At 63.8% G+C, this 21820-nt stretch carries 27 protein-coding genes; 17 read left to right on the forward strand and 10 right to left on the reverse strand.

Annotation, left to right across the window (positions count from 1 at the left end; genetic code table 11):
- Positions 1 to 203: 203 nt before the first annotated feature.
- The 6 genes from ACK4R0_RS03245 to pspF all read right to left on the reverse strand — a co-directional run bounded on the left by ACK4R0_RS03245 (position 204) and on the right by pspF (position 6421).
- Positions 204 to 620, reverse strand: coding sequence for a DUF3617 domain-containing protein (locus ACK4R0_RS03245; protein ID WP_409670105.1), 417 nt, complete (start codon positions 618 to 620; stop codon positions 204 to 206).
- A gap of 130 nt (positions 621 to 750) precedes the next feature.
- Positions 751 to 1689 (reverse strand): Hsp33 family molecular chaperone HslO, encoded by a 939-nt coding sequence (locus ACK4R0_RS03250; RefSeq protein WP_409670108.1) that lies wholly within the window; start codon positions 1687 to 1689, stop codon positions 751 to 753.
- A gap of 64 nt (positions 1690 to 1753) precedes the next feature.
- Complete coding sequence (locus ACK4R0_RS03255) at positions 1754 to 3013, reverse strand: dicarboxylate/amino acid:cation symporter (protein ID WP_409670111.1); 1260 nt, start codon at positions 3011 to 3013, stop codon at positions 1754 to 1756.
- Between the two features lie 322 nt (positions 3014 to 3335).
- Positions 3336 to 4499, reverse strand: a complete 1164-nt coding sequence (locus tag ACK4R0_RS03260) for a JmjC domain-containing protein (protein ID WP_409670115.1) — start codon at positions 4497 to 4499, stop codon at positions 3336 to 3338.
- Between the two features lie 50 nt (positions 4500 to 4549).
- On the reverse strand, positions 4550 to 5356 hold the full coding sequence (locus ACK4R0_RS03265; protein WP_409670118.1) for a hypothetical protein: 807 nt from the start codon (positions 5354 to 5356) through the stop codon (positions 4550 to 4552).
- Between the two features lie 12 nt (positions 5357 to 5368).
- Positions 5369 to 6421 carry a phage shock protein operon transcriptional activator gene (pspF, locus tag ACK4R0_RS03270; protein ID WP_409670121.1) on the reverse strand — a complete coding sequence of 351 codons (1053 nt, stop codon included), beginning with the start codon at positions 6419 to 6421 and terminating at the stop codon, positions 5369 to 5371.
- Between the two features lie 162 nt (positions 6422 to 6583).
- Here pspF and ACK4R0_RS03275 point away from each other — a divergent pair, with 162 nt between their 5' ends.
- From ACK4R0_RS03275 to ACK4R0_RS03320, 10 genes are all read left to right on the forward strand, one after another.
- Positions 6584 to 6781 carry a hypothetical protein gene (locus ACK4R0_RS03275; RefSeq protein ID WP_409670124.1) on the forward strand — a complete coding sequence of 66 codons (198 nt, stop codon included), beginning with the start codon at positions 6584 to 6586 and terminating at the stop codon, positions 6779 to 6781.
- Positions 6782 to 6907: 126 nt separating this feature from the next.
- Positions 6908 to 7603: a phage shock protein PspA gene (gene pspA, locus ACK4R0_RS03280; protein ID WP_188513555.1), complete on the forward strand. Its 696-nt coding sequence runs from the start codon at positions 6908 to 6910 to the stop codon at positions 7601 to 7603.
- Between the two features lie 4 nt (positions 7604 to 7607).
- A complete protein-coding gene (pspB, locus tag ACK4R0_RS03285; RefSeq protein WP_409670127.1) occupies positions 7608 to 7910 on the forward strand; it encodes an envelope stress response membrane protein PspB in 303 nt (100 codons plus the stop codon).
- Positions 7907 to 8317, forward strand: coding sequence for an envelope stress response membrane protein PspC (gene pspC / locus ACK4R0_RS03290; protein WP_409670130.1), 411 nt, complete (start codon positions 7907 to 7909; stop codon positions 8315 to 8317). Before pspB ends, pspC begins: the two co-directional genes overlap by 4 nt.
- A gap of 54 nt (positions 8318 to 8371) precedes the next feature.
- Positions 8372 to 8692, forward strand: a complete 321-nt coding sequence (locus ACK4R0_RS03295; protein WP_033924441.1) for a hypothetical protein — start codon at positions 8372 to 8374, stop codon at positions 8690 to 8692.
- Between the two features lie 35 nt (positions 8693 to 8727).
- The gene (locus ACK4R0_RS03300) at positions 8728 to 9015 is read left to right on the forward strand and encodes a hypothetical protein (RefSeq protein ID WP_409670893.1); all 288 of its coding nucleotides are present in this window, start codon (positions 8728 to 8730) and stop codon (positions 9013 to 9015) included.
- A 51-nt stretch (positions 9016 to 9066) separates the two neighbouring features.
- Complete coding sequence (locus ACK4R0_RS03305; RefSeq protein WP_409670134.1) at positions 9067 to 9327, forward strand: hypothetical protein; 261 nt, start codon at positions 9067 to 9069, stop codon at positions 9325 to 9327.
- 13 nt (positions 9328 to 9340) lie between these two features.
- Entirely contained in the window at positions 9341 to 9613 is a 273-nt protein-coding gene (locus ACK4R0_RS03310; protein WP_409670137.1) for a hypothetical protein, read from the forward strand.
- Positions 9614 to 9664: 51 nt separating this feature from the next.
- Positions 9665 to 9907 carry a hypothetical protein gene (locus ACK4R0_RS03315; RefSeq protein ID WP_409670140.1) on the forward strand — a complete coding sequence of 81 codons (243 nt, stop codon included), beginning with the start codon at positions 9665 to 9667 and terminating at the stop codon, positions 9905 to 9907.
- A gap of 54 nt (positions 9908 to 9961) precedes the next feature.
- Positions 9962 to 10381, forward strand: coding sequence for a SufE family protein (locus ACK4R0_RS03320; protein WP_409670143.1), 420 nt, complete (start codon positions 9962 to 9964; stop codon positions 10379 to 10381).
- Between the two features lie 247 nt (positions 10382 to 10628).
- Here ACK4R0_RS03320 and ACK4R0_RS03325 read toward each other — a convergent pair whose 3' ends face one another.
- Positions 10629 to 11171, reverse strand: coding sequence for a pseudouridine synthase (locus tag ACK4R0_RS03325; RefSeq protein ID WP_409670146.1), 543 nt, complete (start codon positions 11169 to 11171; stop codon positions 10629 to 10631).
- Between the two features lie 97 nt (positions 11172 to 11268).
- Between ACK4R0_RS03325 and ACK4R0_RS03330 the strand changes: the two genes are divergently transcribed.
- The 4 genes from ACK4R0_RS03330 to ACK4R0_RS03345 all read left to right on the forward strand — a co-directional run bounded on the left by ACK4R0_RS03330 (position 11269) and on the right by ACK4R0_RS03345 (position 14829).
- A complete protein-coding gene (locus tag ACK4R0_RS03330; RefSeq protein ID WP_409670149.1) occupies positions 11269 to 12402 on the forward strand; it encodes a zinc-binding dehydrogenase in 1134 nt (377 codons plus the stop codon).
- Between the two features lie 299 nt (positions 12403 to 12701).
- Positions 12702 to 13190, forward strand: coding sequence for a glycine zipper 2TM domain-containing protein (locus ACK4R0_RS03335; RefSeq protein ID WP_409670152.1), 489 nt, complete (start codon positions 12702 to 12704; stop codon positions 13188 to 13190).
- A 161-nt stretch (positions 13191 to 13351) separates the two neighbouring features.
- Positions 13352 to 13906: a GNAT family N-acetyltransferase gene (locus tag ACK4R0_RS03340; protein ID WP_409670155.1), complete on the forward strand. Its 555-nt coding sequence runs from the start codon at positions 13352 to 13354 to the stop codon at positions 13904 to 13906.
- A 167-nt stretch (positions 13907 to 14073) separates the two neighbouring features.
- Complete coding sequence (locus tag ACK4R0_RS03345; RefSeq protein WP_409670158.1) at positions 14074 to 14829, forward strand: hypothetical protein; 756 nt, start codon at positions 14074 to 14076, stop codon at positions 14827 to 14829.
- Positions 14830 to 14965: 136 nt separating this feature from the next.
- Here the strand turns inward: ACK4R0_RS03345 and ACK4R0_RS03350 are convergent, their stop codons facing one another.
- From ACK4R0_RS03350 to sseA, 3 genes are all read right to left on the reverse strand, one after another.
- Positions 14966 to 16258 carry a mechanosensitive ion channel family protein gene (locus ACK4R0_RS03350; protein ID WP_409670161.1) on the reverse strand — a complete coding sequence of 431 codons (1293 nt, stop codon included), beginning with the start codon at positions 16256 to 16258 and terminating at the stop codon, positions 14966 to 14968.
- Positions 16259 to 16281: 23 nt separating this feature from the next.
- Positions 16282 to 17511, reverse strand: a complete 1230-nt coding sequence (gene metC / locus ACK4R0_RS03355; protein ID WP_409670164.1) for a cystathionine beta-lyase — start codon at positions 17509 to 17511, stop codon at positions 16282 to 16284.
- Between the two features lie 157 nt (positions 17512 to 17668).
- Entirely contained in the window at positions 17669 to 18505 is an 837-nt protein-coding gene (sseA, locus tag ACK4R0_RS03360) for a 3-mercaptopyruvate sulfurtransferase (RefSeq protein WP_409670167.1), read from the reverse strand.
- A 276-nt stretch (positions 18506 to 18781) separates the two neighbouring features.
- Between sseA and surE the strand changes: the two genes are divergently transcribed.
- The 3 genes from surE (at position 18782) to ACK4R0_RS03375 (ending at position 21794) form a co-directional block, all read left to right on the forward strand.
- Entirely contained in the window at positions 18782 to 19552 is a 771-nt protein-coding gene (gene surE / locus ACK4R0_RS03365; protein ID WP_409670170.1) for a 5'/3'-nucleotidase SurE, read from the forward strand.
- A gap of 93 nt (positions 19553 to 19645) precedes the next feature.
- A complete protein-coding gene (locus ACK4R0_RS03370; RefSeq protein ID WP_409670173.1) occupies positions 19646 to 20734 on the forward strand; it encodes a peptidoglycan DD-metalloendopeptidase family protein in 1089 nt (362 codons plus the stop codon).
- Between the two features lie 10 nt (positions 20735 to 20744).
- Positions 20745 to 21794 (forward strand): potassium channel family protein, encoded by a 1050-nt coding sequence (locus tag ACK4R0_RS03375; protein WP_409670175.1) that lies wholly within the window; start codon positions 20745 to 20747, stop codon positions 21792 to 21794.
- Positions 21795 to 21820: the final 26 nt, after the last annotated feature.

The raw sequence follows: 21820 nt of genomic DNA on the forward strand, positions 1-21820 counted from the left end.
TGACACCCCTCCGTCAGGCCTGCGGCCCGCCACCTCCCCTTGCAGGGGAGGATTGGGCTCGCACAAAAATCGGGCCGCGCGGACGTATCCGGCGGCCCAGTGAGGTCGTTAAGACCTGAATGGAGGAAAGCGTACCGAGTCCGGCACCTGACCTTGTTAGCCTGATTTTGGTTAAGAAAGCGTGCAGCCCGGACTGCCGCGCATCAATCGCTGCAGGTGCCCATAAACCGTCCTTCCTTTGCGAAAGCGAACGGAGAGTTCTGCGCGATACCCTGCGAATCGATCTGGATGAGGCCGCGGCCTTCATATCGGATCGTGGTACGGCCTGATCCGCCCGCGGTGCAGCGATAGGTCACCGTAACCTCGTCGGGTGTGTCGGAAAGGACAAAGCGGCTGCATTGCGCATCCTTGTGGCGAAGCTGCAGCAGTTTGCGCGGATCGCGCACGCACACCTTGTCGGCGGCGTCACTGCTCCCGCGTTCCTTGAGTTGCCACAGTCCGGGCTGAACCTTGTCGAGCATAGCAAGCTCGGGTCCCTGGGCGGGCGCGGAAACGGAGGCGATGCCAACGGCCAGAGCGGGCACGGCCAACCATTTCCATGCACTGCGAAGATTCGTCATCGGGTGTAACCTTATCGTTGGTCCGTGCCGGTCACTGCGGCAGGAACAGTCATGAGTGTGCGACCCGATACAGGTTTCTTGCCCCAGGCAATGAAGACGCCTTAGCCAGCAATCATGGCGAAAACATTTGTTAATTATGGCGGGTTTGCGGCCCGGTATTGGATGGATCGGCCTGGGCCAGAGTCTGTGGCTCAAGATGAAACGCGCGCGAACAGAACGCACAATCGACCACGATCGTGCCGGTTTCGCCGACCATCTCGGCCTGATCCTCGGGCGGAAAGCGGCCGATGACGTCGCGGATGTGGTCGAGGTTGCAGCGGCAGCCCTTGACCAGAGGCACGCCATCCTCGGCGCGGACCTCGTCCTCCTCGTGGAACAGCCGCCACAGCAGGTCGCGGCCATCGACCGCCGGGTCGAGCAGCTCGGCATGGGTCAGCGTGGACGAGAGGATCGAGACATGCTCCCACTCGGGATGGTCGAGCCGGACGTGCAAGCGCTCGCGGCCCTCCTCGCCCTCGGGCAGATGCTGCACCAGATAGCCCGCGCTGCGGCAACCGGTGGCGTCGCTCTCGATCGCGATGCGGATCATCGTGGGCACCTGTTCTGACTGGGTGAAATAGCTCTCGCACGCCTGCGACAGCGAGTCTCCGTCGAGCGGCACGATGCCCTGATAGCGGCCCTTGCCGAAGCTCTGGTCGAAGGTCATCGCAAGGTACCCCTTGCCGAACAGCGCGAACAGCGAGGGGTTGGCACCCAGCCGGGCGAGCCGCTCGGCATCGAAGCGCACGTGCCCGCGCAATTCGCCGCCGCGATAATCGACCACCAGCAGTTCGACGATGCCGCCCTCGGTCTGCGCCTGGATGGTCACCTGGCCGCCATCCTGCTTCATCAGCGATCCGATCAATGCTGCGAGCGTGATCGCCTCGGCCAGCACCAGCTTGATGCAGGTCGGATAGTCATGCGCTGCGAGGATCTCACGCAACACGCTGTCGAGCCGCACGAAACGGCCGCGCGCATCGCGGTCAGGCAAAGTGAAATGGACGGGCAGGGCTTCGAAGGGTGAGGTCATGCGCCGCTATATGGTGTGGCAAAGGGGGCGCGTCAAACCCGGCGGGAGCTCAAGCCCCATGTATTCACGCCTGCTGTGCGCCGGCCGCCTGAGGGCCATCATCCAGTTCGCCCTCCATCGCCGCGACGCTGGTCGCCACCGCCAGGTCGCCGGTGACGTTGATCACGGTGCGCCACATGTCGAGAATGCGATCGAACGGCAGCAGGAAGCCGATGACCAGCGCGGTCTGATCGGGCGTGATGCCGATGACGTCGAGCACCGCAGCCATCAGGAACAGCGACGCCGACGGCACCGATGCCGTGCCGATCGAGACCAGCACCGTGGTCAGCGCGATCGTCGCATAGTCGCCGATGCTGAGCGGCACGTCGAAGATCTGCGCAGCGAACACCGCCACGGCCGCAACGTACAGCGCCGTGCCATCCATGTTGATCGTTGCCCCCAGCGGGATCACCGAGGATGCAACCGCCGGGCGGATGTGCATGCCCTCTTCGGCGGCAGAAAGCGTCACCGGCAGGGTTGCTGCGCTCGAACTGGTCGAGAACGCCAGCAGTTGGGGCGCGCGTGCGACCGCGAAGAAACCGGGCAGCGAGCGGCCGGCAAAGAAGCGGACCAGCCCGCCATGAACGACGATCATATGCGCAGCGCCGCCGAGATAGATCACCAGCACCAGCGAAAAGACGGTGACGAACGCCGAGACGCCTTCGCTCCCCATCACCGATGCGACCAGCGCGAACACCCCGATCGGCGCGATCTCCATGACGATATGCGTGACCTTGAGCATCGCAGCCGAACCTGCGGCAAACAGGCGGGTGAGCGGCTTTGCGGCGTCGCCCGCCATCAGCAGACCCGCGCCAAGCAGCACGCCGAAGAAAATGATCGCGAGGATGTCGCCTGCAGCAAAAGCGGCAAAGACGTTTTCGGGAACGATGGCCATCAGGCGCTCGCCCAGCGGCATCGGTGCGGGCAGCGGTTCGGATGCCGCCGCAGCATCGAGCGTGACCCCGCGCCCCGGCTGCAGGATTAGCGCGCCCGCGAGCCCGAACAGGATCGCGACAAACGTCGTCGCCATGTACAACGCCATCGCCTTGAGCCCGATCGCCCCCAGTTTAGCCGGTGCCGCCATCGACGCCACCCCCGAGACCAGGGTCACGAACACCAAAGGCACGATCAGCATGCGGATCAGCCGGATGAACAGATCGCCGATCCACTGAAGCTGCGCCGCGGCCGGGCCCATCAACCAGCCCGTCAGCGCACCCAGCGCCAGCGCGGCCAGAATGCGTTGCCAAAGCGGAATGCCGAACCAGAGCGCTGCCAAGTTTTTCATGCGAACCATCAATACACGGACCGGCAGATGGTTCACCCCCTCGCGTGCTTGACTGGCTTTTTCCGGATTCGGGGCACACCATTGCATCTTCTGTCCACCGCCGCACCGTCTCGCCGATCGGCTCGCGATCAGCTCGCGAACGCCTCGTGTTGGCGGCGGCTTGGCCCTGCCGTTCTCCGGCGAAAGCCGGAGCCCAGGGGTCAGATGGCACTGCGGTCGCCCTGGATTCGGGCTTTCGCCGGAAAACGGTGGACCTTGATGGCGATTTAGGAGTGAGACTTACCGGGGGCGACAGCGGGACAGGATATCGTCTATTTTCAACTTACGTTCCGCCATGGGCCGCGTCGTCGTCCTCAACGAACGCGAGACTACCCATGTTGCACAGCGCCAGCAGCAGTTCGCATCCAGCGTCGCTCACTGTGTCGAGCGTGAGGGTGTCATTGGCGCAGATCGCTTCGGCAAGCGCAGCCGTCTCCGCGCCGCATTCGAACGTCTCGCCGTCAACAAACAGGACGAGCGCATCGCCGCCTTCGCGCACGAACGCGAACCGGCTGGCGGGATTGCGCTGAAGCTCCACGCGCTGCTCGATGGCTCCGCGCACATCCTCGATGGTCAGCGGCTCTTCGGGGCGCCAGTCGATATCGGGATATTTGCGCGTGCTGCTCGATGCGCCGAACCAGCGCGCGAACCGCTGCTTGTCGCCCAGCGCCTCGAGCACCATCGCCTGCAGCCTATCCAGCGCATCCGCGCCGATCTCGCCGGGGTTGGCCTGCACCGCAAGGCCGGGGTCGGCATAGCGGTCGTCCTCGCTCAATTCCTCGAGCAGATGATCGCTCCAGTCGCCGATCAGTTCGGCGCGTGAGGGCGCGCGAAAGCCGATCGACAGCGTCATGCAATCATCGCCCAGCGCGATGCCGTTGTGCGAGACGCCGGGCGGGACATAGAGCATATCGCCGGGCTCGAGCACGAACTCCTCGGTCGGCACGAAATCTCGCAGCAGCTTGAGATCGCCGTGCGGCAGCAACGGGCTGTTCTCGTCGCACATTGCGCCGATCTGCCAGCACCGGCGCCCCTGACCTTGGATCAGGAACACGTCATACTGGTCGAAATGCGGCCCCACCCCGCCGCCATCGCTGGCAAAGCTGACCATCACGTCATCGACGCGCCAGTTGGGGATAAAGCGGAACTGCGCCAGCAGCGCGGCGACTTCAGGCATATGATGATCGACCGCCTGCACCAGCAAGGTCCACGGGCTCGGGCCCAGCGACGCAAAGCGATTCTCGGCCAGCGGCCCATGCTCGACTGCCCAATCGGCGCCGGTCTGCTCGATCAGCCGCGCTTCCACCTGCGGCTCGCAGGCCAGCCCCGCAAGCTCGTCGGCCTCGATAGGGCACTGCCAGTCATCCCATGGACTGCGGATCAGCAGCGGTGCGCGCTGCCAATGGGTGGCGAGGAACTGGGCGGGATCGAAATGGGCAAGCTTCATCGGCCTCCCCTTTCAGCCCATCGTTCGCGCGTCCAGCGATTTTCGGCTGCTCATTCCGGCTTCAAGCGCCCAGCGTATTCAAACTTGCCTTTGCTAGCGATCCAGACATCGCGATTGGCAACGCCGATGGTGATGGGAAATGGAGTCATTCGGCTGAGGAACCCGTGTATTTCAGTGGGATGATCGTCAAGAGGATGGCTTAGGATCGCCAAGCCCAGTCCTTCCATTGACGTCTTCATCACCCGGCACCCTTCCGAGAATTTCCGATGCGATAGCAACCTGTTCTCGGAATCGAATTCGAACCGGTAGTGTCCTCCCATCGGGATCCGGCCATTTTCAACCTGGGGCGTCATTACGTAGACGACAACTTGATCATTCTGGTTCGGGGGGAACACAACCATGTTCGGCGCAGCGGTCGCACATAGCGGCAGCGTGTTATCTTTTACGTAAGCCAGCGCTGCCTCACGCGCAGCTACCATGCGCAAACCCCTTGCATCCAACGGGACCCCGGATTCGGCAGGCAAGGCACGTACCGAACGACCACCTGCGACGCTATAGGATCGGAAAGCGACCAGAATGCCTTCCTTATCCGCATAGAAGACAACCCGCATCCTGCCGCCAGGCTCAGGCAAAACAATGTATCCCCGCACCGATGTGGACTCCGATGAAGCCACATCCTTTATGAACTTGTCGGTGCCGTGCCACGCAGCCTGATCATAGGCAAAGAGCATAGCGCCTGTTCGCTCGGCAGCGCGCGTAGCTTCGACGTCCTTCTTTTCGGCCTTGGCCTGTGCACCACTTGCCCCGCCGACCAGCAGCGCCACCGCGAAGGCCGTCTTCACAAATGAGCTGAGCATCGCAAGCATCTCCTAACCCAGCAGATCGTGCTTCTTCAAACAGTGGCGCAATTGGTCGTAGCTCAGGCCGAGCGCCTTGGCGGTCTGGCGTTGGTTGTAGCGGTGGCGGGCGAGGGCGGCCTGCAGGATGCGCTTTTCGTGCGCATCGACTGCGGCGCGCAGGTCATCGACATCGTCGAAGTTTGGCGTCTGGCCGACTGCCGCGCGGACCTTCGAGTCCTCCAGCGCGGCATCGATGACCTCGTCGCAGGGCGAGGTGTTGGCGGTCGACCGCTTGCTCGGCTGCGGCTTCCAGGGGGATTCGAACGGATCGAACACGATGTGATCGACCGCGCGGTCAGGATCGTCCCAGCGGTACACCGCGCGCTCGACGACGTTGCGCAGCTCGCGGACATTGCCCGGCCAGCTGTGGCGCTTCATCGCTTCGGTCGCCATCGCGCCGAAGCCGGGCCAGTCGGGCCAGTCGAGCTCTGCCGCCATCCGCCGCCCGAAGAAATCGGCGAGCACCATCACGTCGCCCTCGCGCACCCGCAACGGCGGCAGCGTAACCACCTCGAACGACAGCCGGTCGAGAAGGTCGGCGCGGAAGCGGCCCTGGTCGACCAGTTCGGGCAGGTGTTCGTTGGTGGCAGCGACGATGCGGACATCGACCTTGATCGCGCGCGAGGAACCGATGCGGGTGATCTCGCCATATTCGACCGCGCGCAGCAGCCGCTCCTGCGCCGCAGAACTCAAGGTCGCGAGTTCGTCGAGGAACAACGTGCCGCCATCGGCCTCCTCGAACCGGCCTTGTCTCGCGCGCGTGGCGCCGGTGAATGCGCCTGCCTCGTGCCCGAACAGTTCGGCCTCGATCAGCGTCTCGGGAAGCGCTGCGCAGTTGAGCGTGATCAGCGGGCCGTCCCAGCGCGAGGACAGGCGGTGGAGGCGCTCGGCGATCAGCTCCTTGCCGGTCCCGCGCTCTCCGATGACCAGCACCGGACGGTTGAGCATGGCCGCGCGGCTGGCGCGTTCGACCGCGTCCAGAAACGCTCCTGACTCCCCGATGAACTGACTGCCCCGTTCCATGCGCCAAGAGATAGTGCAGAATCCCAACTGATGGCAATCCCAACCAACAGGCGCGCCACCCGAATTTTGCAAATTGTTGATTTTTCGTCGTTTTTCAGTTTGGCACGACCCCTGCAATGTATCGGGCAACACCGACACACAGCGGTACAAGGGAGAAAGTCAGTGCAGTACGCCAACCATTCTAACGATCAGACGGCCCAGGAAGACAGCGTCTTCAAGTCCACGTTGATCACTACGGTTGCCGCGCTGATGCTGGTCAGCACCCTCTTCGTCACCGCATTCGCCAGCATCGAGGCAGCTGCCTCGCCCCGTAACGGGGTGGATGCCGGCAAAATGGTTTCCGTCCGGTATCTTGCCTGACGGATTTGGCCGGGACGCTTACCCCCCCTTGCCCCGTCCCGGCCAATCTCTTTTATCGTAGCAGCAATCGGGGGTATGGTAGATCAGGATCCGATCACCTTGCCCCCTCAGAACGGAGTTTTCGCCATGGGTATTTTTTCTCGAACCCGCGATATCATCGCCGCCAATGTCACCGAATTGCTCGACAAGGCCGAAGACCCGGCAAAGATGATCCGCATGATCATCCTCGAGATGGAAGAAACCCTGGTCGAAGTCCGCGCCTCTGCTGCGCGCACCATCGCTGATCAGAAGGAAATGAAGCGGCACGTCAACAAGCTGGAGCAGCTGCAGGCCGACTGGACCGACAAGGCCGAGCTTGCCCTGTCGAAGGACCGCGAGGACCTCGCCCGCGCCGCTCTGCTCGAAAAGAAGAAGGCTGCCGATATGGCCGACCAGCTCAATGTCGAAATCAACGTGCTCGACGACGCGCTGCGCGCCTCGGAACAGGACATCGCCAAGCTGCAGGCCAAGCTGCGCGAAGCCCGGATGCGCCAGAACAACATCATGAGCCGTCTGGAAAGCGCCGAGAACCGCGTCAAGCTGCGCACGATGTACAACGGCGACAAGGTCCGCGAGGCATTCAGCCGCTTCGACCTGCTCGAGCGCCGCGTCGACATGGCCGAGGGCCGCGCCGATGCGCTGGGCATGGCCGAGGATGAACGCGGCGAGCGCAAGGCGCTGGGCCAGCGCAGCCTCGACGACGAATTCGCCGCTCTGGCGGGATCGGACAAGGTCGACGAAGAACTCGAGGCGATGAAGCGCGCCATGAAGAAGGAGGGCTGACCTGATGGACGATATTCTTGTTCCGCTGGTTGCGATACCGGCATTTCTGATCGGCCTGCCGTGGATCGTTTTTCACTACATCACGAAGTGGAAGACCATGGCCACTCTGACAACATCCGACGAGCACCTGCTGGAAGAACTGCACGCGATGGCGCGCCGTCTGGATGACCGCATGGATACCGTCGAGCGGATCATCTCCGCCGACAACCCCGACTGGCGCCCGGCGCGGCTGACCAGTGCGGATGACCAGGACGATTACGGCCTGGAACAGGTTGAGCGCCTGATGAAGGAAAGGGTAAGAAAATGAGCCGTCTCGACAAATACAGCTACGACGCCCCCGCACCGCGCAAGACCAAGTTCTACCGCGACAAGCAGAACGGCAAGTGGATGGGCGTGTGCGCCGGCATCGCCGACTATACCGGAATCGATGTGCTCTGGGTCCGTGTTGCGACCGTGATGCTCGCGATTTTCACCAGCGGCTGGCCGATCATCGCGTATTTCGCGCTCGGTTTCTTCTCCGAGAAAAAGCCGGCGCATCTGTACACCGACGATCAGGACCAGAAGTTCTGGCAGGGCGTGCGCCAGTCGCCGACCCGCACCGCCCGCGACGTCAAGGCCCGGTTCCGCGAGATCGATCGCCGCCTGGCCGATGTCGAGCTGTTCTACACCGCCAAGAACACGCGGCTGGCCGACGAGATCGAAAGCCTGCGCTGATCGGCACGATCCACGAGAAGGTTTTAGGCCACAAGAAGGCTTGAGGAGAGCATCATGAGCTGGGGTGGACCAGGTTTTGTTATCGCGATTGTCATGCTGTCGATGAGCGCATGGGTGTTCACCACCTGGATCCGCGCCAAGCATGGCTATCCGCTCGAAGATCAGTGGACCGGCAAAGTCATTGAACGAACCGATCCCGACGCTGATCGAAAAATATCGCTGCTCACCAACGAAAACGAGCAGTTGACGGGAAAGATCGGACGGCTGGAAGAACGGATCGCGGTGCTCGAACGCATCGCCACAGACGCCAACAGTTCGAGCAGCCGCCTCGCAGACGAGATCGAGCGACTGCGAGTTGAGAAGGACCGAGCATGACCGACAAGATCGCACTGTTTCAAGCCCTTGGCCCGATGATCTCGATCATCGTCGCCATCGGCACCGCGGGCTGGGTCGCCAACACCTGGCTGCGCATCAAGAACGGCTATCCGCTCGAAAGCAGCTGGGGCAAGGCCATCTATCCCAGGACCGACCAGGAATCGGTCGAGCGGATCAAGCTGCTGAGCCAGGAAAACGCCCAGCTTCGCGCCGAACTGGGATCGATCAAGGACCGTCTGGGCAATGTCGAGCGCATCGTCACCGACGACGCGCACCGCTTGACCCACGAGATCGAGGCCCTGCGCGACAAGCGCGCGAATTGATGGGGCGCGGCAAGCGGGCCAACTGAAACACTAGCTCCTGGGGTAAATGGCATGATCGACTTCAGTTTCGTCTTCGCACTCATCCCGATCGCGCCGTTTGCGCTGGGTGGCCTCGCGATTTGGACCACCCACAAGCGCAAGACGCTGAAGCTGGAACTGGAGATCGCCAAGGCCCGCGCAATGGAACGCCCGCCAGTGAACGACAAGCTCGAACAGCGCGTCCGCACGCTGGAACGCATCATCACCGATGGCCGCAGCCGCGATGCGCTGGCCCAGCAGATCGAGGATCTGCGCGAGAAGCAAATTAGCTAAAGGATCTCACGTCATGTTTGATAATCCCTTTTCAATGGTCGTGGCGATCGTGTTCATGGTGATGGCCGCGACTGTTTTGAAAGCCCGCTACAAGGCGCAGCACGGCATCCTGCAAGACGGCAACGGCAATCAGACGCTCGCGGTTCGCGATGATCCCGATGCGGCGCGCCTGCGCGAAGACGTCCGCGCCCTCAAGGAGCGGGTGCAGGTGCTGGAACGCGTGATCACCGATCAACGCCAGACCAGCGACCTCAGCTTGGAAATCGAAAAACTGCGCGACCGCTGAGGCGGCGCATGAACCACCAACCGGGCGGCGGGGGCCGTAAAGGGTACGATCATGGAAAGCGCCTATTTCTATCTGACGATGGCAACGTCTGCATTGCTCGGCATTGCCCTGCTGTCTTCCACCGCGCTGCGCGGCTGGCGTGACTGGCTGGCGTTCAAGCGCCACGAAATGGAAACGCAGAGCCACGCGATCAACGATGGCGGATCGCCCTCGACCCATTCGCGGATCGAGATCGCCGACCTCAAGGAGCGCATCCGCAAGCTCGAAGCGATCGCCGCCGGAGTGGAGCTGTAACAATCGCGCGCGCAGCGGGGTGACTTTGCCCCGCTGCGCCCCTATCTGCCCACCATGACAACTCCCCCGCCAACGCTGGCCGATCTGGCCGAAGAATATGAATTCCTCGACGCAGATGATCGCTACCGGCTGATCATCGATCTGGGCCGCACGCTCGATCCGATGCCCGATGCGCTGAAGACCGACGCGACTTTGGTCCGCGGCTGCTCGGCCTCGGTCTGGGTCTACCCCACCCGCACCGACGACGGGTCATTGCACTTCCTCGCCGACAGCAACGCCGCGATCACCAAGGGCATCATCGCCCTGGTGCTGCTTAGCGTACAGGACAAGGCGCCGGCTGACGTTGCGGGCGCCGACATCGAGGGGGCGCTGACCCCGTTCGATCTGAAGAACCAGCTGTCGTCCAACCGCACCCAGGGCATCCCCAACATGATCGCACTGATCCGCGAGACGGCGGGGCGGTATACGGGCTAAAATGCCTGGATTACGGCGCTGAACGACGGCTTTCGGGCGATATCGTGCGGTGGCCGGATGGCTTGATCTGGACGGGGAGCGGTCAGGAAGAAAACAACCACCACGCCCAAGCGAGCGTGACCCTTTATCACATCGTCACGCCCAGCGTGGTGCGATCGCCACAATGTCGTTGGCCGACCCTGCCGGCACGGATATCAAGGGAAATCGACGGCGCCTCCGGTGCCGAACGAGAGAACCGGACGCCTGATCAGCCCGCATCCACTTCGCGCCACTGGCCAGGCGCCACGTCTTCGAGCGACCATGGCCCCACCGCCCAGCGCACCAGCCTGAGCGTGGGAAAGCCCACCGCCGCGGTCATCCGCCGCACCTGGCGGTTGCGGCCCTCGCGGATGGTGAGGCTGATCCAGCCATCGGTGACGGTCTTGCGGAAGCGCACCGGCGGATCGCGTGGCCACAGATCGGGATCGGCAATCGCGCTGGCTTCGGCAGGGCGGGTCATGCCGTCCTTCAATTGCACGCCCTGGCGCAGGGCTGCGAGCGCCTCTTCGGTGATCGTGCCTTCGACCTGCACCAGATAGGTCTTGGCCATCTTGAACTTCGGATCGGCAATCCGTGCCTGCAGGCGGCCGTCGGCGGTGAGCAATACCAGCCCCTCGCTGTCGTGATCGAGCCGCCCGGCGGGGTACACGCCCGGAACGTCGACAAAGTCCGCCAGAGTCGGGCGGTCTCCATCCCGGCTGAACTGGCAGATCACGCCATGGGGTTTGTTGAACAGGATGAGCCGGGACAAGGAGATGCGACTTTCTGCGCTGCAAGGGTGGCGTAATCGCCCAAGGCTTGGCACATGGGTGCCAGACACAACAACCATAATCGAGAGAGGCACAATCATGACCCTTCCCCAAAGCTATCTGCAGATGATCTCCACCGTCAGCGCCGAAGGCGAGCTGACCATGGAGCTGGTCGAAAAGCCCATGCCCGAGCTTGGTGACGACGAGGTCCTGATCCGCGTCGAGGCCACCCCGATCAACCCCTCCGATCAGGGCGTGATGTTCGGCTGGGCCAGCATGGCCAAGGCGACCTCGTCGGGCAGCGGCGCACACACCCGGCTCACCGCCCCGGTCTCGCCGCAGGGCATGGGCGTGATGAAGGCGCGCGTCGGCCAGCAGCTGCCCGTCGGCAATGAAGGCGCAGGCACGGTCGTGGCTGCGGGCTCGGGCGACTATGCGCAGAGCCTGATGGGCAAGGTCGTCGCGGTGATGGGCGGCGGCATGTATGCGCAATATCGCAAGGCGCCCGCGATGATGTGCCTGCCGCTCAAGGACGGCCACACCGCGCGCGACGGAGCCTCGTGCTTCGTCAACCCGCTGACCGCGCTGTCGATGGTCGAGACGATGCGGATGGAAGATCACACCGCTTTGGTCCACACCGCTGCCGCCTCCAACCTTGGCCAGATGCTCAACCGCATTTGCCAGGCCGATGGTGTCGAGCTGGTCAACGTGGTGCGCAAGCCCGAACAGGCGCAGCTGCTGCGCGACATGGGCGCAAAATACGTGGTCGATTCGAGCAGCGAGAGCTTCAAGGCCGATCTGGTCGACGCGATCCACGCCACCGGCGCGACGCTGGCGTTCGACGCGACAGGCGGCGGCGAGCTGGCGTCCAACATCCTGGCTGCGATGGAGGCCGCCGCTGCGCGCACCCCGGGCGCCTACAGCATCTATGGGTCGGTCAAGCACAAGCAGGTCTATCTGTATGGCGGGCTCGATACCTCGCCCACCGTGCTCAACCGTGCCTATGGCATGGCGTGGGGTGTCGGCGGCTGGCTGTTGCCCAACTTCCTCGCCAAGGCCGGCGGCGATGTCGCGATGCGCCTTCGTGCGCGGGTGGCGGACGAGCTCAAGACCACCTTTGCCAGCCATTACACCGATGAGCTTTCGCTCGAGCAGGCGCTGCAGGCGGATGTCGTCGCGCGCTATTATGCCAAGACCACGGGCGAAAAGTTCCTGATCTGCCCGCAAAAATAAGTGCTGGGGTGCGGGCGGGCAGGGCATTGTGCCTTGTCCGGCCTACCCGTCATTCCCGCGAACGCGGGAATCCCGCTATTTCGCTGCCGTAAGCGTGGTAGCGGGATCCCCGCGTTCGCGGGGGTGACGAAAGCGTCTTGTGGCTAGTAACGTTAGCCCACACTTATAGCCCAGTGGTCGTTCAACAAACCCTGCTGTTCGATGAACGACCCTTCCACAATCCGTTCACCTTCACTCCCTTAAACATGAACACAACGGATGGCGAATCGGCGCTGTCCCGGTCTCAAGGGAGACAGATTATGAAGAAGTTCCTTCTCGCTGCTGCCGCCGCCGGTGCAGTCACCATCACCGCAGCCCCCGCCATGGCGGCTCCGTTGACCCATTCCACCCCCAGCGCTGCCGCTGCCTATGGCCTGACCTACGAAGCGCCCACCGCGCATCAGTATCGGCGCGGGTATGACAATGACTGGCAGCGTCGCGGCTATGACAACAACGGCTATGGCAATCGCAACCGCGGTTACAACAACCAGTACAACGATCGCTACGATCGCCGGCCCGTCCAGGGCTGGAACGGCCAGTCCTGGCGCGGCAACGACGGCCGCACCTATTGCCGCCGTGACAACGGCACCACCGGTCTGCTGATCGGCGGCGCAGTGGGCGCTCTTGCCGGCAACGAGATCGCCGGACGCGGTGACCGCACTGTCGGCGCGATCATCGGCGGCATCGGTGGCGCCCTGCTCGGCCGGACGATCGATCGCAACGGCAACAACGGCTATACCTGCCGCTAACCAGCTTTCGCCCACGCTCCTCATAAGCGAGTGAGCGAGGTGAACAGGGAGACCCCTCTGCGCCGAAAGGCGGGGAGGGGTTTCGCGTGTTGGGCGCGCGGCTTGCCAACGGCGGCGCCTCTGCTTATCCCCGCAGGCTCAACCAAGGGGGAGCATGCGCGATGATCAACGGACCTATTCTGGTGACCGAGCGCCTTATCCTGCGTCCACCGGGGCCAGAGGATTTCGAGGCCTGGGCCAGGTTTTCCGCCGACGAGGAGACGATGCGCTATCTGGGCGGGGTCCAGCCGCGCGCGGTTGCCTGGCGCGGGCTGTGCGCGATGGCAGGCGCGTGGCACATCCGCGGCTATGCGATGTTCTCGCTGATCACCCGCGACACCGGCGAATGGATCGGCCGGATCGGCCCGTGGCGTCCCGAAGGCTGGCCGGGCGAGGAAGTGGGCTGGGGTGTGCTCCGCAGCCATGCCGGTAAGGGCTATGCGCTCGAAGCGGCGGTCGCGACGATCGATTATGCGTTCGATTTGCTCGGCTGGGACAGCGTCATCCACACGATCGATCCGGATAACACGGCCTCGATCGCGCTGGCCGAGCGGCTGGGGTCGTACAACCAGGGCCCGACCCGATTGCCCGAGCCGTATCAGGATCACCCCGTCGACTGTTATGGCCAGTCGAAGGCGCAGTGGCAGGAAAACCGCAAGAAATTTGTCCGATACTGAAACGGCTCGCGGTCGAATCCCGGTTTGGGACAGCCTTGGTGATGACCAGGCGGGGGTTAACCCTCTTTTGCCGGGACAGGGTTGCCCCAAAGGAGGCATGGCTAACAGAATGCTAAGAGCCTTGTCGTAATGCGGCAGGCATCTGCTTGATTATGAGGACTTCTGCCATGGCACACCGTTCCTTCGCAATGTCGCGCAACCTGCTGGCGCTCACGGCTGGGGCGCTGGCACTCACCGCGTGCCAGAAGGCAAATGACAGCGCAGCGCAGGATGAGGATGCCGCCTTGCTCGCCGATGCTGCCGATCCGGCGATGAAGGGCGCGCTCGAGGACCAGATTCTGGTCGATCCCGATCTGGTCGACAAGTCCAACCGCAATGCCGTGCTCGCCGAGGGCAGCGACGGATCGGTGCCCTCGGCTGGCGTGCCCAAGGGACAGCTTGCCGCGGTCGAAAAGGCCGCCGCTGCCGCGATCGGTCCGCGCGGGCTGATGAAGGCGCCCGAGCCCAAAAAGGTCGCAGACGAAGAATGCAAGGACTGCAACCAGGGCAGCACCCTGGGCGCCAAGGCGGCGGAGCAGAACGGCGTCTGCAACGGCAAGCTCGATTACGCGATGGGCTGGGCCAACCGCATGCCTGCCGACTTTGCCGTCTATCCGCGCGCCAACGTGAAAGAGGCCGCCGGGGTCGACAAGGGCCAGTGCAACATCCGCGTGGTCAATTTCACCACGCCCGCCGCGCTCAAGAACGTGGTCGATTTCTATTACACCAAGGCGCGGCGCGGCGGCTATTCGGCCGAATATCAACTGCGCGGCGCGGACCATGTGCTCGGCGGCACCAAGGGCGAGGCGGCCTATGTGCTGTTCCTCAAGCCGATGGCCAATGGCGGGACTGAAGTGGATATTGTCGCCAACGGCGGGCGATAACTGTCGCTTGGTAGAGCTAAGCTAGCCAGTGCCGCTCTCGTCATTCCCGCGAACGCGGGAATCCCGCTTTTTCTGGACCTTCAGCGCAAAAGCGGGACCCCCGCGTCCGCGGGGGTGACGATGACTTACCGCTGCTTCAGTCGGCATCGTCGGGGCGTGGCGCGGCAGGTGTCTCACCACCCATCCCCGGCAATTCCTTGATGTACAGATCGCGCTGCGGGAACGGGATTTCGATGCCGTGTTCCTTGAACAGCGTCCACACCCGCATCAGCACGTCGCCGCGGATATTGCCCATGCCGCCTTCGGGATCGCCGATCCAGGCGCGGATTTCCCAGTTCACCGAGTTGTCGCCGAAATCGGTCATCCAGATGCGCGGCGCCGGCTCCTTGAGGACTCGGGCGGATTCGTCGACCGCGCGGTAGAGCAGTTCCTGCACCAGCTGCATGTCGCTCGAATACGCCACCCCCACCGGGATGCGCATGCGCACGTTGCGGTCCGAATACGACCAGTTCTCCACCGGATGGGTCATCAGGTCCTCGTTCGGGATCAGATGCTCCTTGCCGTCGCGGGTGATCACCGAGACTGCGCGAACGCCGATCTTGTTCACCCAGCCGAAGCTGTCCTGCACCGCGATGACGTCGCCGGGCTTGATCGACCGGTCGAGCAGCAGGATGATGCCTGCAAACAGGTTGCCGATGGTCTTCTGCAGCCCGAAGCCGACAGCCAGGCCGAACGCCCCGGAAAAGAAGCTGAGCGCGGTGAGGTCGATCCCGAGCGCATCGATGCCGACGAAGAAGGCCAGGACGATAACGAAGACGCTTGCGATCTTCTGACCCAGCAGCTTCTGCGTCGGGTCCAGCCCATCGCTGCTGCCGATGATGTGCCCGGCGATGCGGTTGATGACGCGCGCGGCAGTGTAGAGCACCAGCACGGTGACCGCGATCGTCACCACCCACAACAGCGAGAACCGCTTTTCGCCGAGGTTGAAGCCCACCCGGTCCATCGCGATGGTAATCGGGTCGAGACCGCCGAACATGCTGGCGAGTATCGAGATCAGCGTCGCCAACCCCAGGAAGGTGCCCAGCCAGTCGGGCATCCGCACCCCGCGCACCAGATCGTTGACGAACAGCGCCAGCGAGATCGAGAGGGTCAACCCGAAGATGACCGATGCGATCAGGCTCCACTCATACAGGTTGAGCGCCATGCCGATCAGCATCGCGGTGGTGAAACGGCGCAGCATGTCGCGGATACGGCGGCGCGCAAGCGGGCTTTCATAGCCTGCGCGGCGCTCCCATATTGCGGCGAGCCGCAGATACAGCAGGCGGCTCAATCCCCAGCCGACAATCAGCGCGGTGGTCGCGATCAGCGCCGCGAGGATACCCTCGACATATTGCAGGTCGTCGGGGCGCTCGATCCAGCCCCATCGCATGAAAAGTGACGAAATCGCTGCGTTCATGCCGTCATCGTAAAGGCTGCCAGCCCCTTGGCAAGGTCGGCGATCAGGTCATCAGGGTCTTCCAGGCCGATATGCAAACGGACCACCAGCGCGTTGTCCTCGCCTGCAGGTGGCCAGGCGGTCGCGCTGCGGCAGCGGGCGGGATCGACAGGGATGGCAAGGCTCTCGAACCCGCCCCAGCTATAGCCGATGCCGAACAGCGACAATGTGTCGATCAGCGCGGCGCGTGCGGCATCGCTGCCGCCGTGGAGCACGAATGCAAACAGCCCGCTCGATCCGTTGAAATCGCGCGCCCAAAGCTCGTGGCCGGGGCAGGAGGGCAGCGCGGGGTGCAGCACGCGCGCGACTTGCGGTTGCTCGTCCAGCCAGCGTGCGATTTTGAGCGCCGAAGCCTGGTGCTGGCGCAACCGGACATCGAGCGTGCGCAGGCCTCGCAGCGCCAGCCAGGCATCGTCGGGCGAGACGACCTGACCGAGCGTCTGCGCGGTTTGGCGCAGCCGGGGATAGAAGCGCTCGGTCGCGGTGACCGAACCCAGCATCACGTCGGAATGGCCGACGATGTACTTGGTGCAGGCCAGAATGCTCATGTCTGCGCCGAGTGCCAGGGCGGGCAGGAAATGGCCGGTCGCCCAGGTGTTGTCGATCAGCAGCGCGATATCGGGATTGGCGGCGCGCGCGGCGGCGCAGATCGCGGGGACGTCCTGCACTTCGAAGGTCAGGCTGCCCGGGCTTTCCATCAGGATCGCGCGGGTGCGCTCGCAGACAAGGCTGGTAATTCCGGCCCCTATCAACGGATCGTAATAGCGCGTCTCGACGCCGAAACGCTTGAGGAACCCCTCGGCGAAGCTGCGCGAGGGATCATAGGCGCTGTCGGTCATCAGCAGCACGTCGCCAGGCGAGAGCACCGTCAGCAGCGCGCCTGTGACCGCCGCGACGCCCGAGGGGTACAGCATGGTGCCATGTCCGCCCGGTTCGAGCGCGGTCAGCGCCTCGGCCAGCGCCCATTGCGTCGGCGATCCGCGGCGACCGTAGAAGAAGCGGCCATCCTCGTTGCTGTGCGGGCCAGCCTTCAGCGCGGCGGTATCTGGATAAAGATGGGTGCTGGCGCGCCACACCGGCGGATTGACCACCGCGCCGGGCTGCTCGGCCGTCCCCGTCCATTCGGCACGTCGGCCACCCGTCACGAGCCGGGTCGCGGGCGATTGCGGATCGGTGGGCTTGGGCATGGCATTTTCCTGCCCTCTCCCCTTGAGGGGAGAGGATACGAAGCCTTGGCAGCTTGCTGCCCAGGCGGAGTTGGAGAGGGGGAATGTTATGCAAAGCGGTGCGCCTTGCCCCTCTCCCAACCCTCTCCCCTGAAGGGGAGAGGGCTTGAGATTCAGATCACCCCGTAACCTTGGGGGTGTCGGCATCGGCACCCCATTCGCTCCAGCTGCCGTCGTACAATGCGACGTCGGTCTTGCCGAGCAGGTGCGCGCCGAAGGCGAGCACGCTGGCGGTCATGCCCGATCCGCAGGTGGTGACGACAGGCTTTTCGATATCGACGCCGGCGGCCTCGAACGCGGCCTTGAGGTCGTCTCCGGTCTTCCAGGTACCATCGGCGTTGAACAGGGTGGTGTGCGGCAGGTTGACGGCACCGGGGATGTGGCCAGCGGCAATGCCCGGGCGCGGATCGGCCTCAGCGCCGGAGAAGCGTGCGGCCGGACGCGCGTCAACCACCTGCTCGGCCTTGCTGTGCAGGTTACCCAGCATATCGGCCTTGGTGCGGACGTTCTTCTTGTCTTCCCAGACCGTGAAGTGGCGATGGCGCAGCGTTTCCTTGCCGGTCTTGATCGGGCGGCTTTCGGCCTTCCACTTGGCGATGCCGCCATCGAGGATGGCGACCGCGTGCGCGCCGAACATGGTCAGCATGAACCAGGCGCGGGCCGAGGATTTGAGCGGGCTGTCGTCATAGAGCACGATCCGGCTGCCATCGCCGAGGCCCAGCGACTGCATGCGGCTGGCGAACTTTTCCGCAGGCGGCAGGGTGTTTTCGACCGACGCGTTGGTGTCGACCAGATCCTCGAGGTCCATGAAGACCGCGCCGGGAATGTGGCCTGCCTCGTATTCGGCGAGCGCATTGCGACCGGTGTCGGCCAGGAATTTCGTCGCATCCACGATGCGAAGGTCAGAGGCGCCAATTTCGTTGGCAAGCCATTCGGTTGAAACCAGCGAATCCATCTTTGTGTCTCCCTCTGCGCGCTTGCGCCTTTTTGGCTTTTTCCCGGCCTTTTAGACGGGAAACCCGGCTGGTTGCTCAGCCGGGATGCCGTGGTTTTGTTGCGCTGCACCATCAACATTATCGTGTCGGGCAGGGCGCGTCGAGTGCTAGCGCACCGCTACTCCAGTTTTTTTGCATATGTTGCAATCATGTGTGGGCGCGAACGGGTTCGCGGTGGCGGATTGATGCCAGGGCCGATAGGGGTCGGTAATCGTTTCATCAGGAGCAGTTTAGCCATGCGCATATTGTTGACCAACGACGACGGCGTGAACGCACCCGGGCTTGAGGTGCTGGTCAAGATCGCTTCCGCGCTGTCCGACGACGTGTGGATCGTCGCCCCGGCAGAGGAGCAATCGGGCGCCGGTCATTCGCTGACGCTGACGCGCCCCTTGCGGGTGCAGGCCCACGGTCCGAAGCATTTTTCGGTAACGGGCACCCCCACCGATGCGGTGATGATGGCGGTGGCGCGGCTGATGAAGGACACGCCCCCCGACCTGATCCTGTCGGGCGTCAACCGCGGTGCCAATCTGGGCGAGGACGTGACCTATTCGGGCACCGTATCCGCCGCGATGGAGGGGGCGCTGGCGGGCGTCCCATCTATCGCGCTGAGCCAGGTCTATGCCCGCGAAGGCGCCGGGCTCGACGTGTCGTTCGATGCCGCTGCAGAATGGGGCGAGCGGGTGCTGCGCCCGATCATCGCCCAGCCGATGCCCGCGCGCACGCTGATCAACATCAACTTCCCCGCGATCCCAGCCGACCAGGTGCGCGGCGTGCGCGTCGTCAGTCAGGGCTTTCGCGATTATGGTCGGTTGAAGATCGTCACCAACACCGATCCGCGCGGCTTCGACTATCACTGGTTCGCGCTTGGCGCGGTCGAGCAGACCCCGGCGCACAGCACCGATCTCGAAGCGGTGCTCGACGGATATGTCTCGGTGACGCCGCTGCACCTTGACCTTACGCACTATGAATCCATGGCTGCGCTGACGGCAACATTTGACAATAATTGAGCCCCCAGGCGGCGGAAATCAGCCTGGAAACAGTGGCAAAGCGTTCAGATCATGCTAGACGTTGACGTCATGGCGAGGGGTAATACGCGTAGCATGATCCGGTCCTGCGGGGCCTTGTCCACCGGCTTGGGCGCACTGGCGCTTGCCGGTTGCATTCCTGGCGGGGTGTCGAAGCAGGGTCTGCAGCCCGCGATCACCGAGGCGGGTACAGCAGCCATTCCCGCCACCAGTCCGGAGGTTATCGGCAGCGGTGACCCGGTCTGGACCAGCCGCAGCGTCAGCGCGAGCGCGGCCGATGTGATCGGCACCCAATACACCGTGCAGCCGGGCGATACGCTGCGCGGCATCGGCAACCGGACCGGCGCAGGGTCTGAGGCGATTGCCGCTGCCAACGCGCTGAGCCCACCTTACATGCTGCGCCCCGGCCAGCAGCTTACCATCCCCGGCGGACGTTATCACGCGGTGTCGCAGGGCGAGACCGGGATTGCCATCGCGCATGCTTATGGTGTCGCGTGGAGCGATATCGTCGCGCTCAACGAACTGAGCGAACCCTATGTCCTGCGCATCGGCCAGCGGCTCAAGCTGCCGGCAGGTGCGCTCGCCGGTTCGGGACCGTCCGCGCCGGGCCAATCGGCGACAGCATCGACCAAGCAGAGCCGCATCGGCGCTTTGGTGGTCAACATCGACGATGTCGTGACCGGCAGCCAGCCCGCGATCGCCGAGGGAACGCGGATCCCTGCGGCACGGGCGGCGCGCGCACCGGTCGCCGCCTCGGTTCCGGTATCGGTCCCCAAGGCGTTTGCTGGCAAGTTCGCCTGGCCGATCAACGGCCCTCTGCTGACCCGCTACGGCCCGGTCGGCAAGGGCCAGATCAGCAATGGCATCGATATCACGGCACCCCGCGGCGCACCGTTCCGCGCCGCTGCCGATGGCGTGGTCAGCTATGCCGGCAGCGAGGTTGCGATCTATGGCGGTCTCATCCTGATCAGCCATGGCGATGGCTGGGTCAGCGCTTATGGTCATGCCGAGCGGATCGACGTGACCCGCGGCCAGGCGGTCAAGGCGGGGCAGGTGCTGGGCGCCGCCGGACAGAGCGGCTTTGCCGAGACGCCCAAGCTGCATTTCGAGTTGCGCAAGGACCGCAAGCCGGTCGACCCCTTGCTGTACCTGCCCAAGAGCTGACGGGGCACGGATGGCCGATTCAGATATCAAGCCAAGGGCGCTGCTGAAGCGCGCGGCGCGCCTGCCGGTCTGGGCAGACGTGGGTTTGCGATTGAGCTTCGCGTTTTTCCTGATCGGCATCGTGATCCTGATTCACTGGCTCGACCGCGACGGGCTCGTCGATCATGCCGATGGCGAGATCAGCTTCCTTGATGTCGTCTATTTCACGATGATCTCGGTTACCACGACCGGCTTCGGCGATATTGCCCCTGTCACGGACCAGGCGCGGTTGATCGAGTCGGTGGTGGTGACCCCGGTAAGGGTCGCGGTGATTTTCATCTTCGTCGGCACCGCCTATAGCTTTGTCCTCAAACGAACCTGGGAAAAATGGCAGATGAGCAGGATCCAGCAAGGCCTGACGGGGCATATCGTGGTGCTGGGCTTTGGCACCAGCGGCTCCGAAGCGGTGCGCGAGCTTATCGCACGCGGCACCGATCCCAGCTGCATCGTCGTGATCGATCAGCACGACGCTTCGCTTGCGCGCGCCGAGGCGATGGGGTGCAATGTGCTCAATGCCGATGCCACGCGCGATGAAACACTGCGGGATGTGCACATCGACCGCGCCTGCTCGGTGATCGTTTCAGCCGGGCGCGACGACACCTCGATCCTGATCGTGCTCACCATTCGCCATCTTGCGCCCGATGTCCCGATCAGCGTCGTCGTGCGCGCGGCCGACAACGAGTTGCTCGCCAGGCAGGCAGGGGCGAACACCGTGATCAATCCGGTGAGCTTTGCCGGGTTGCTGCTCGCCGGCTCGTGCCAGGGGCCACATATCAGCAGCTATCTGGCCGACCTTGCCTCGTCGAGCGGGCGGGTCGTGCTGATCGAACGGATGGTGCGGCCCGATGAGGTCGGCAAGTCGCTCAAGGACATCACCGACGGCGTTGGCGTGCGGGTTTATCGGAACGGCAAGCCTTACGGGTTCTGGGACGACGAGTGCGAAAGCCTGTGCGCGGGTGACCTGGTGGTGGTGATCACCCAGGGCGATGGCCGGGTGCCGGCGACGATGTTCGGCGATTAGTGCGCGTACGCCCGCCTCTGCCCTCC

This window comes from Blastomonas sp. (assembly GCF_046294995.1).
In the GTDB taxonomy this organism is placed as follows: Bacteria; Pseudomonadota; Alphaproteobacteria; order Sphingomonadales; family Sphingomonadaceae; genus Blastomonas.

What these genes read in the sequence shown, in the direction of transcription:
- ACK4R0_RS03245 (WP_409670105.1), bottom strand. Translation starts at nt 620, where the DNA reads ATGACGAATCTTCGCAGTGCATGGAAATGGTTGGCCGTGCCCGCTCTG.
- ACK4R0_RS03250 (WP_409670108.1), bottom strand. Translation starts at nt 1,689, where the DNA reads ATGACCTCACCCTTCGAAGCCCTGCCCGTCCATTTCACTTTGCCTGAC.
- ACK4R0_RS03255 (WP_409670111.1), bottom strand. Translation starts at nt 3,013, where the DNA reads ATGAAAAACTTGGCAGCGCTCTGGTTCGGCATTCCGCTTTGGCAACGC.
- ACK4R0_RS03260 (WP_409670115.1), bottom strand. Translation starts at nt 4,499, where the DNA reads ATGAAGCTTGCCCATTTCGATCCCGCCCAGTTCCTCGCCACCCATTGG.
- ACK4R0_RS03265 (WP_409670118.1), bottom strand. Translation starts at nt 5,356, where the DNA reads ATGCTCAGCTCATTTGTGAAGACGGCCTTCGCGGTGGCGCTGCTGGTC.
- pspF (WP_409670121.1), bottom strand. Translation starts at nt 6,421, where the DNA reads ATGGAACGGGGCAGTCAGTTCATCGGGGAGTCAGGAGCGTTTCTGGAC.
- pspA (WP_188513555.1), top strand. Translation starts at nt 6,908, where the DNA reads ATGGGTATTTTTTCTCGAACCCGCGATATCATCGCCGCCAATGTCACC.
- pspB (WP_409670127.1), top strand. Translation starts at nt 7,608, where the DNA reads ATGGACGATATTCTTGTTCCGCTGGTTGCGATACCGGCATTTCTGATC.
- pspC (WP_409670130.1), top strand. Translation starts at nt 7,907, where the DNA reads ATGAGCCGTCTCGACAAATACAGCTACGACGCCCCCGCACCGCGCAAG.
- ACK4R0_RS03295 (WP_033924441.1), top strand. Translation starts at nt 8,372, where the DNA reads ATGAGCTGGGGTGGACCAGGTTTTGTTATCGCGATTGTCATGCTGTCG.
- ACK4R0_RS03300 (WP_409670893.1), top strand. Translation starts at nt 8,728, where the DNA reads ATGATCTCGATCATCGTCGCCATCGGCACCGCGGGCTGGGTCGCCAAC.
- ACK4R0_RS03305 (WP_409670134.1), top strand. Translation starts at nt 9,067, where the DNA reads ATGATCGACTTCAGTTTCGTCTTCGCACTCATCCCGATCGCGCCGTTT.
- ACK4R0_RS03310 (WP_409670137.1), top strand. Translation starts at nt 9,341, where the DNA reads ATGTTTGATAATCCCTTTTCAATGGTCGTGGCGATCGTGTTCATGGTG.
- ACK4R0_RS03315 (WP_409670140.1), top strand. Translation starts at nt 9,665, where the DNA reads ATGGAAAGCGCCTATTTCTATCTGACGATGGCAACGTCTGCATTGCTC.
- ACK4R0_RS03320 (WP_409670143.1), top strand. Translation starts at nt 9,962, where the DNA reads ATGACAACTCCCCCGCCAACGCTGGCCGATCTGGCCGAAGAATATGAA.
- ACK4R0_RS03330 (WP_409670149.1), top strand. Translation starts at nt 11,269, where the DNA reads ATGACCCTTCCCCAAAGCTATCTGCAGATGATCTCCACCGTCAGCGCC.
- ACK4R0_RS03335 (WP_409670152.1), top strand. Translation starts at nt 12,702, where the DNA reads ATGAAGAAGTTCCTTCTCGCTGCTGCCGCCGCCGGTGCAGTCACCATC.
- ACK4R0_RS03340 (WP_409670155.1), top strand. Translation starts at nt 13,352, where the DNA reads ATGATCAACGGACCTATTCTGGTGACCGAGCGCCTTATCCTGCGTCCA.
- ACK4R0_RS03345 (WP_409670158.1), top strand. Translation starts at nt 14,074, where the DNA reads ATGGCACACCGTTCCTTCGCAATGTCGCGCAACCTGCTGGCGCTCACG.
- ACK4R0_RS03350 (WP_409670161.1), bottom strand. Translation starts at nt 16,258, where the DNA reads ATGCGATGGGGCTGGATCGAGCGCCCCGACGACCTGCAATATGTCGAG.
- metC (WP_409670164.1), bottom strand. Translation starts at nt 17,511, where the DNA reads ATGCCCAAGCCCACCGATCCGCAATCGCCCGCGACCCGGCTCGTGACG.
- sseA (WP_409670167.1), bottom strand. Translation starts at nt 18,505, where the DNA reads ATGGATTCGCTGGTTTCAACCGAATGGCTTGCCAACGAAATTGGCGCC.
- surE (WP_409670170.1), top strand. Translation starts at nt 18,782, where the DNA reads ATGCGCATATTGTTGACCAACGACGACGGCGTGAACGCACCCGGGCTT.
- ACK4R0_RS03370 (WP_409670173.1), top strand. Translation starts at nt 19,646, where the DNA reads ATGATCCGGTCCTGCGGGGCCTTGTCCACCGGCTTGGGCGCACTGGCG.
- ACK4R0_RS03375 (WP_409670175.1), top strand. Translation starts at nt 20,745, where the DNA reads ATGGCCGATTCAGATATCAAGCCAAGGGCGCTGCTGAAGCGCGCGGCG.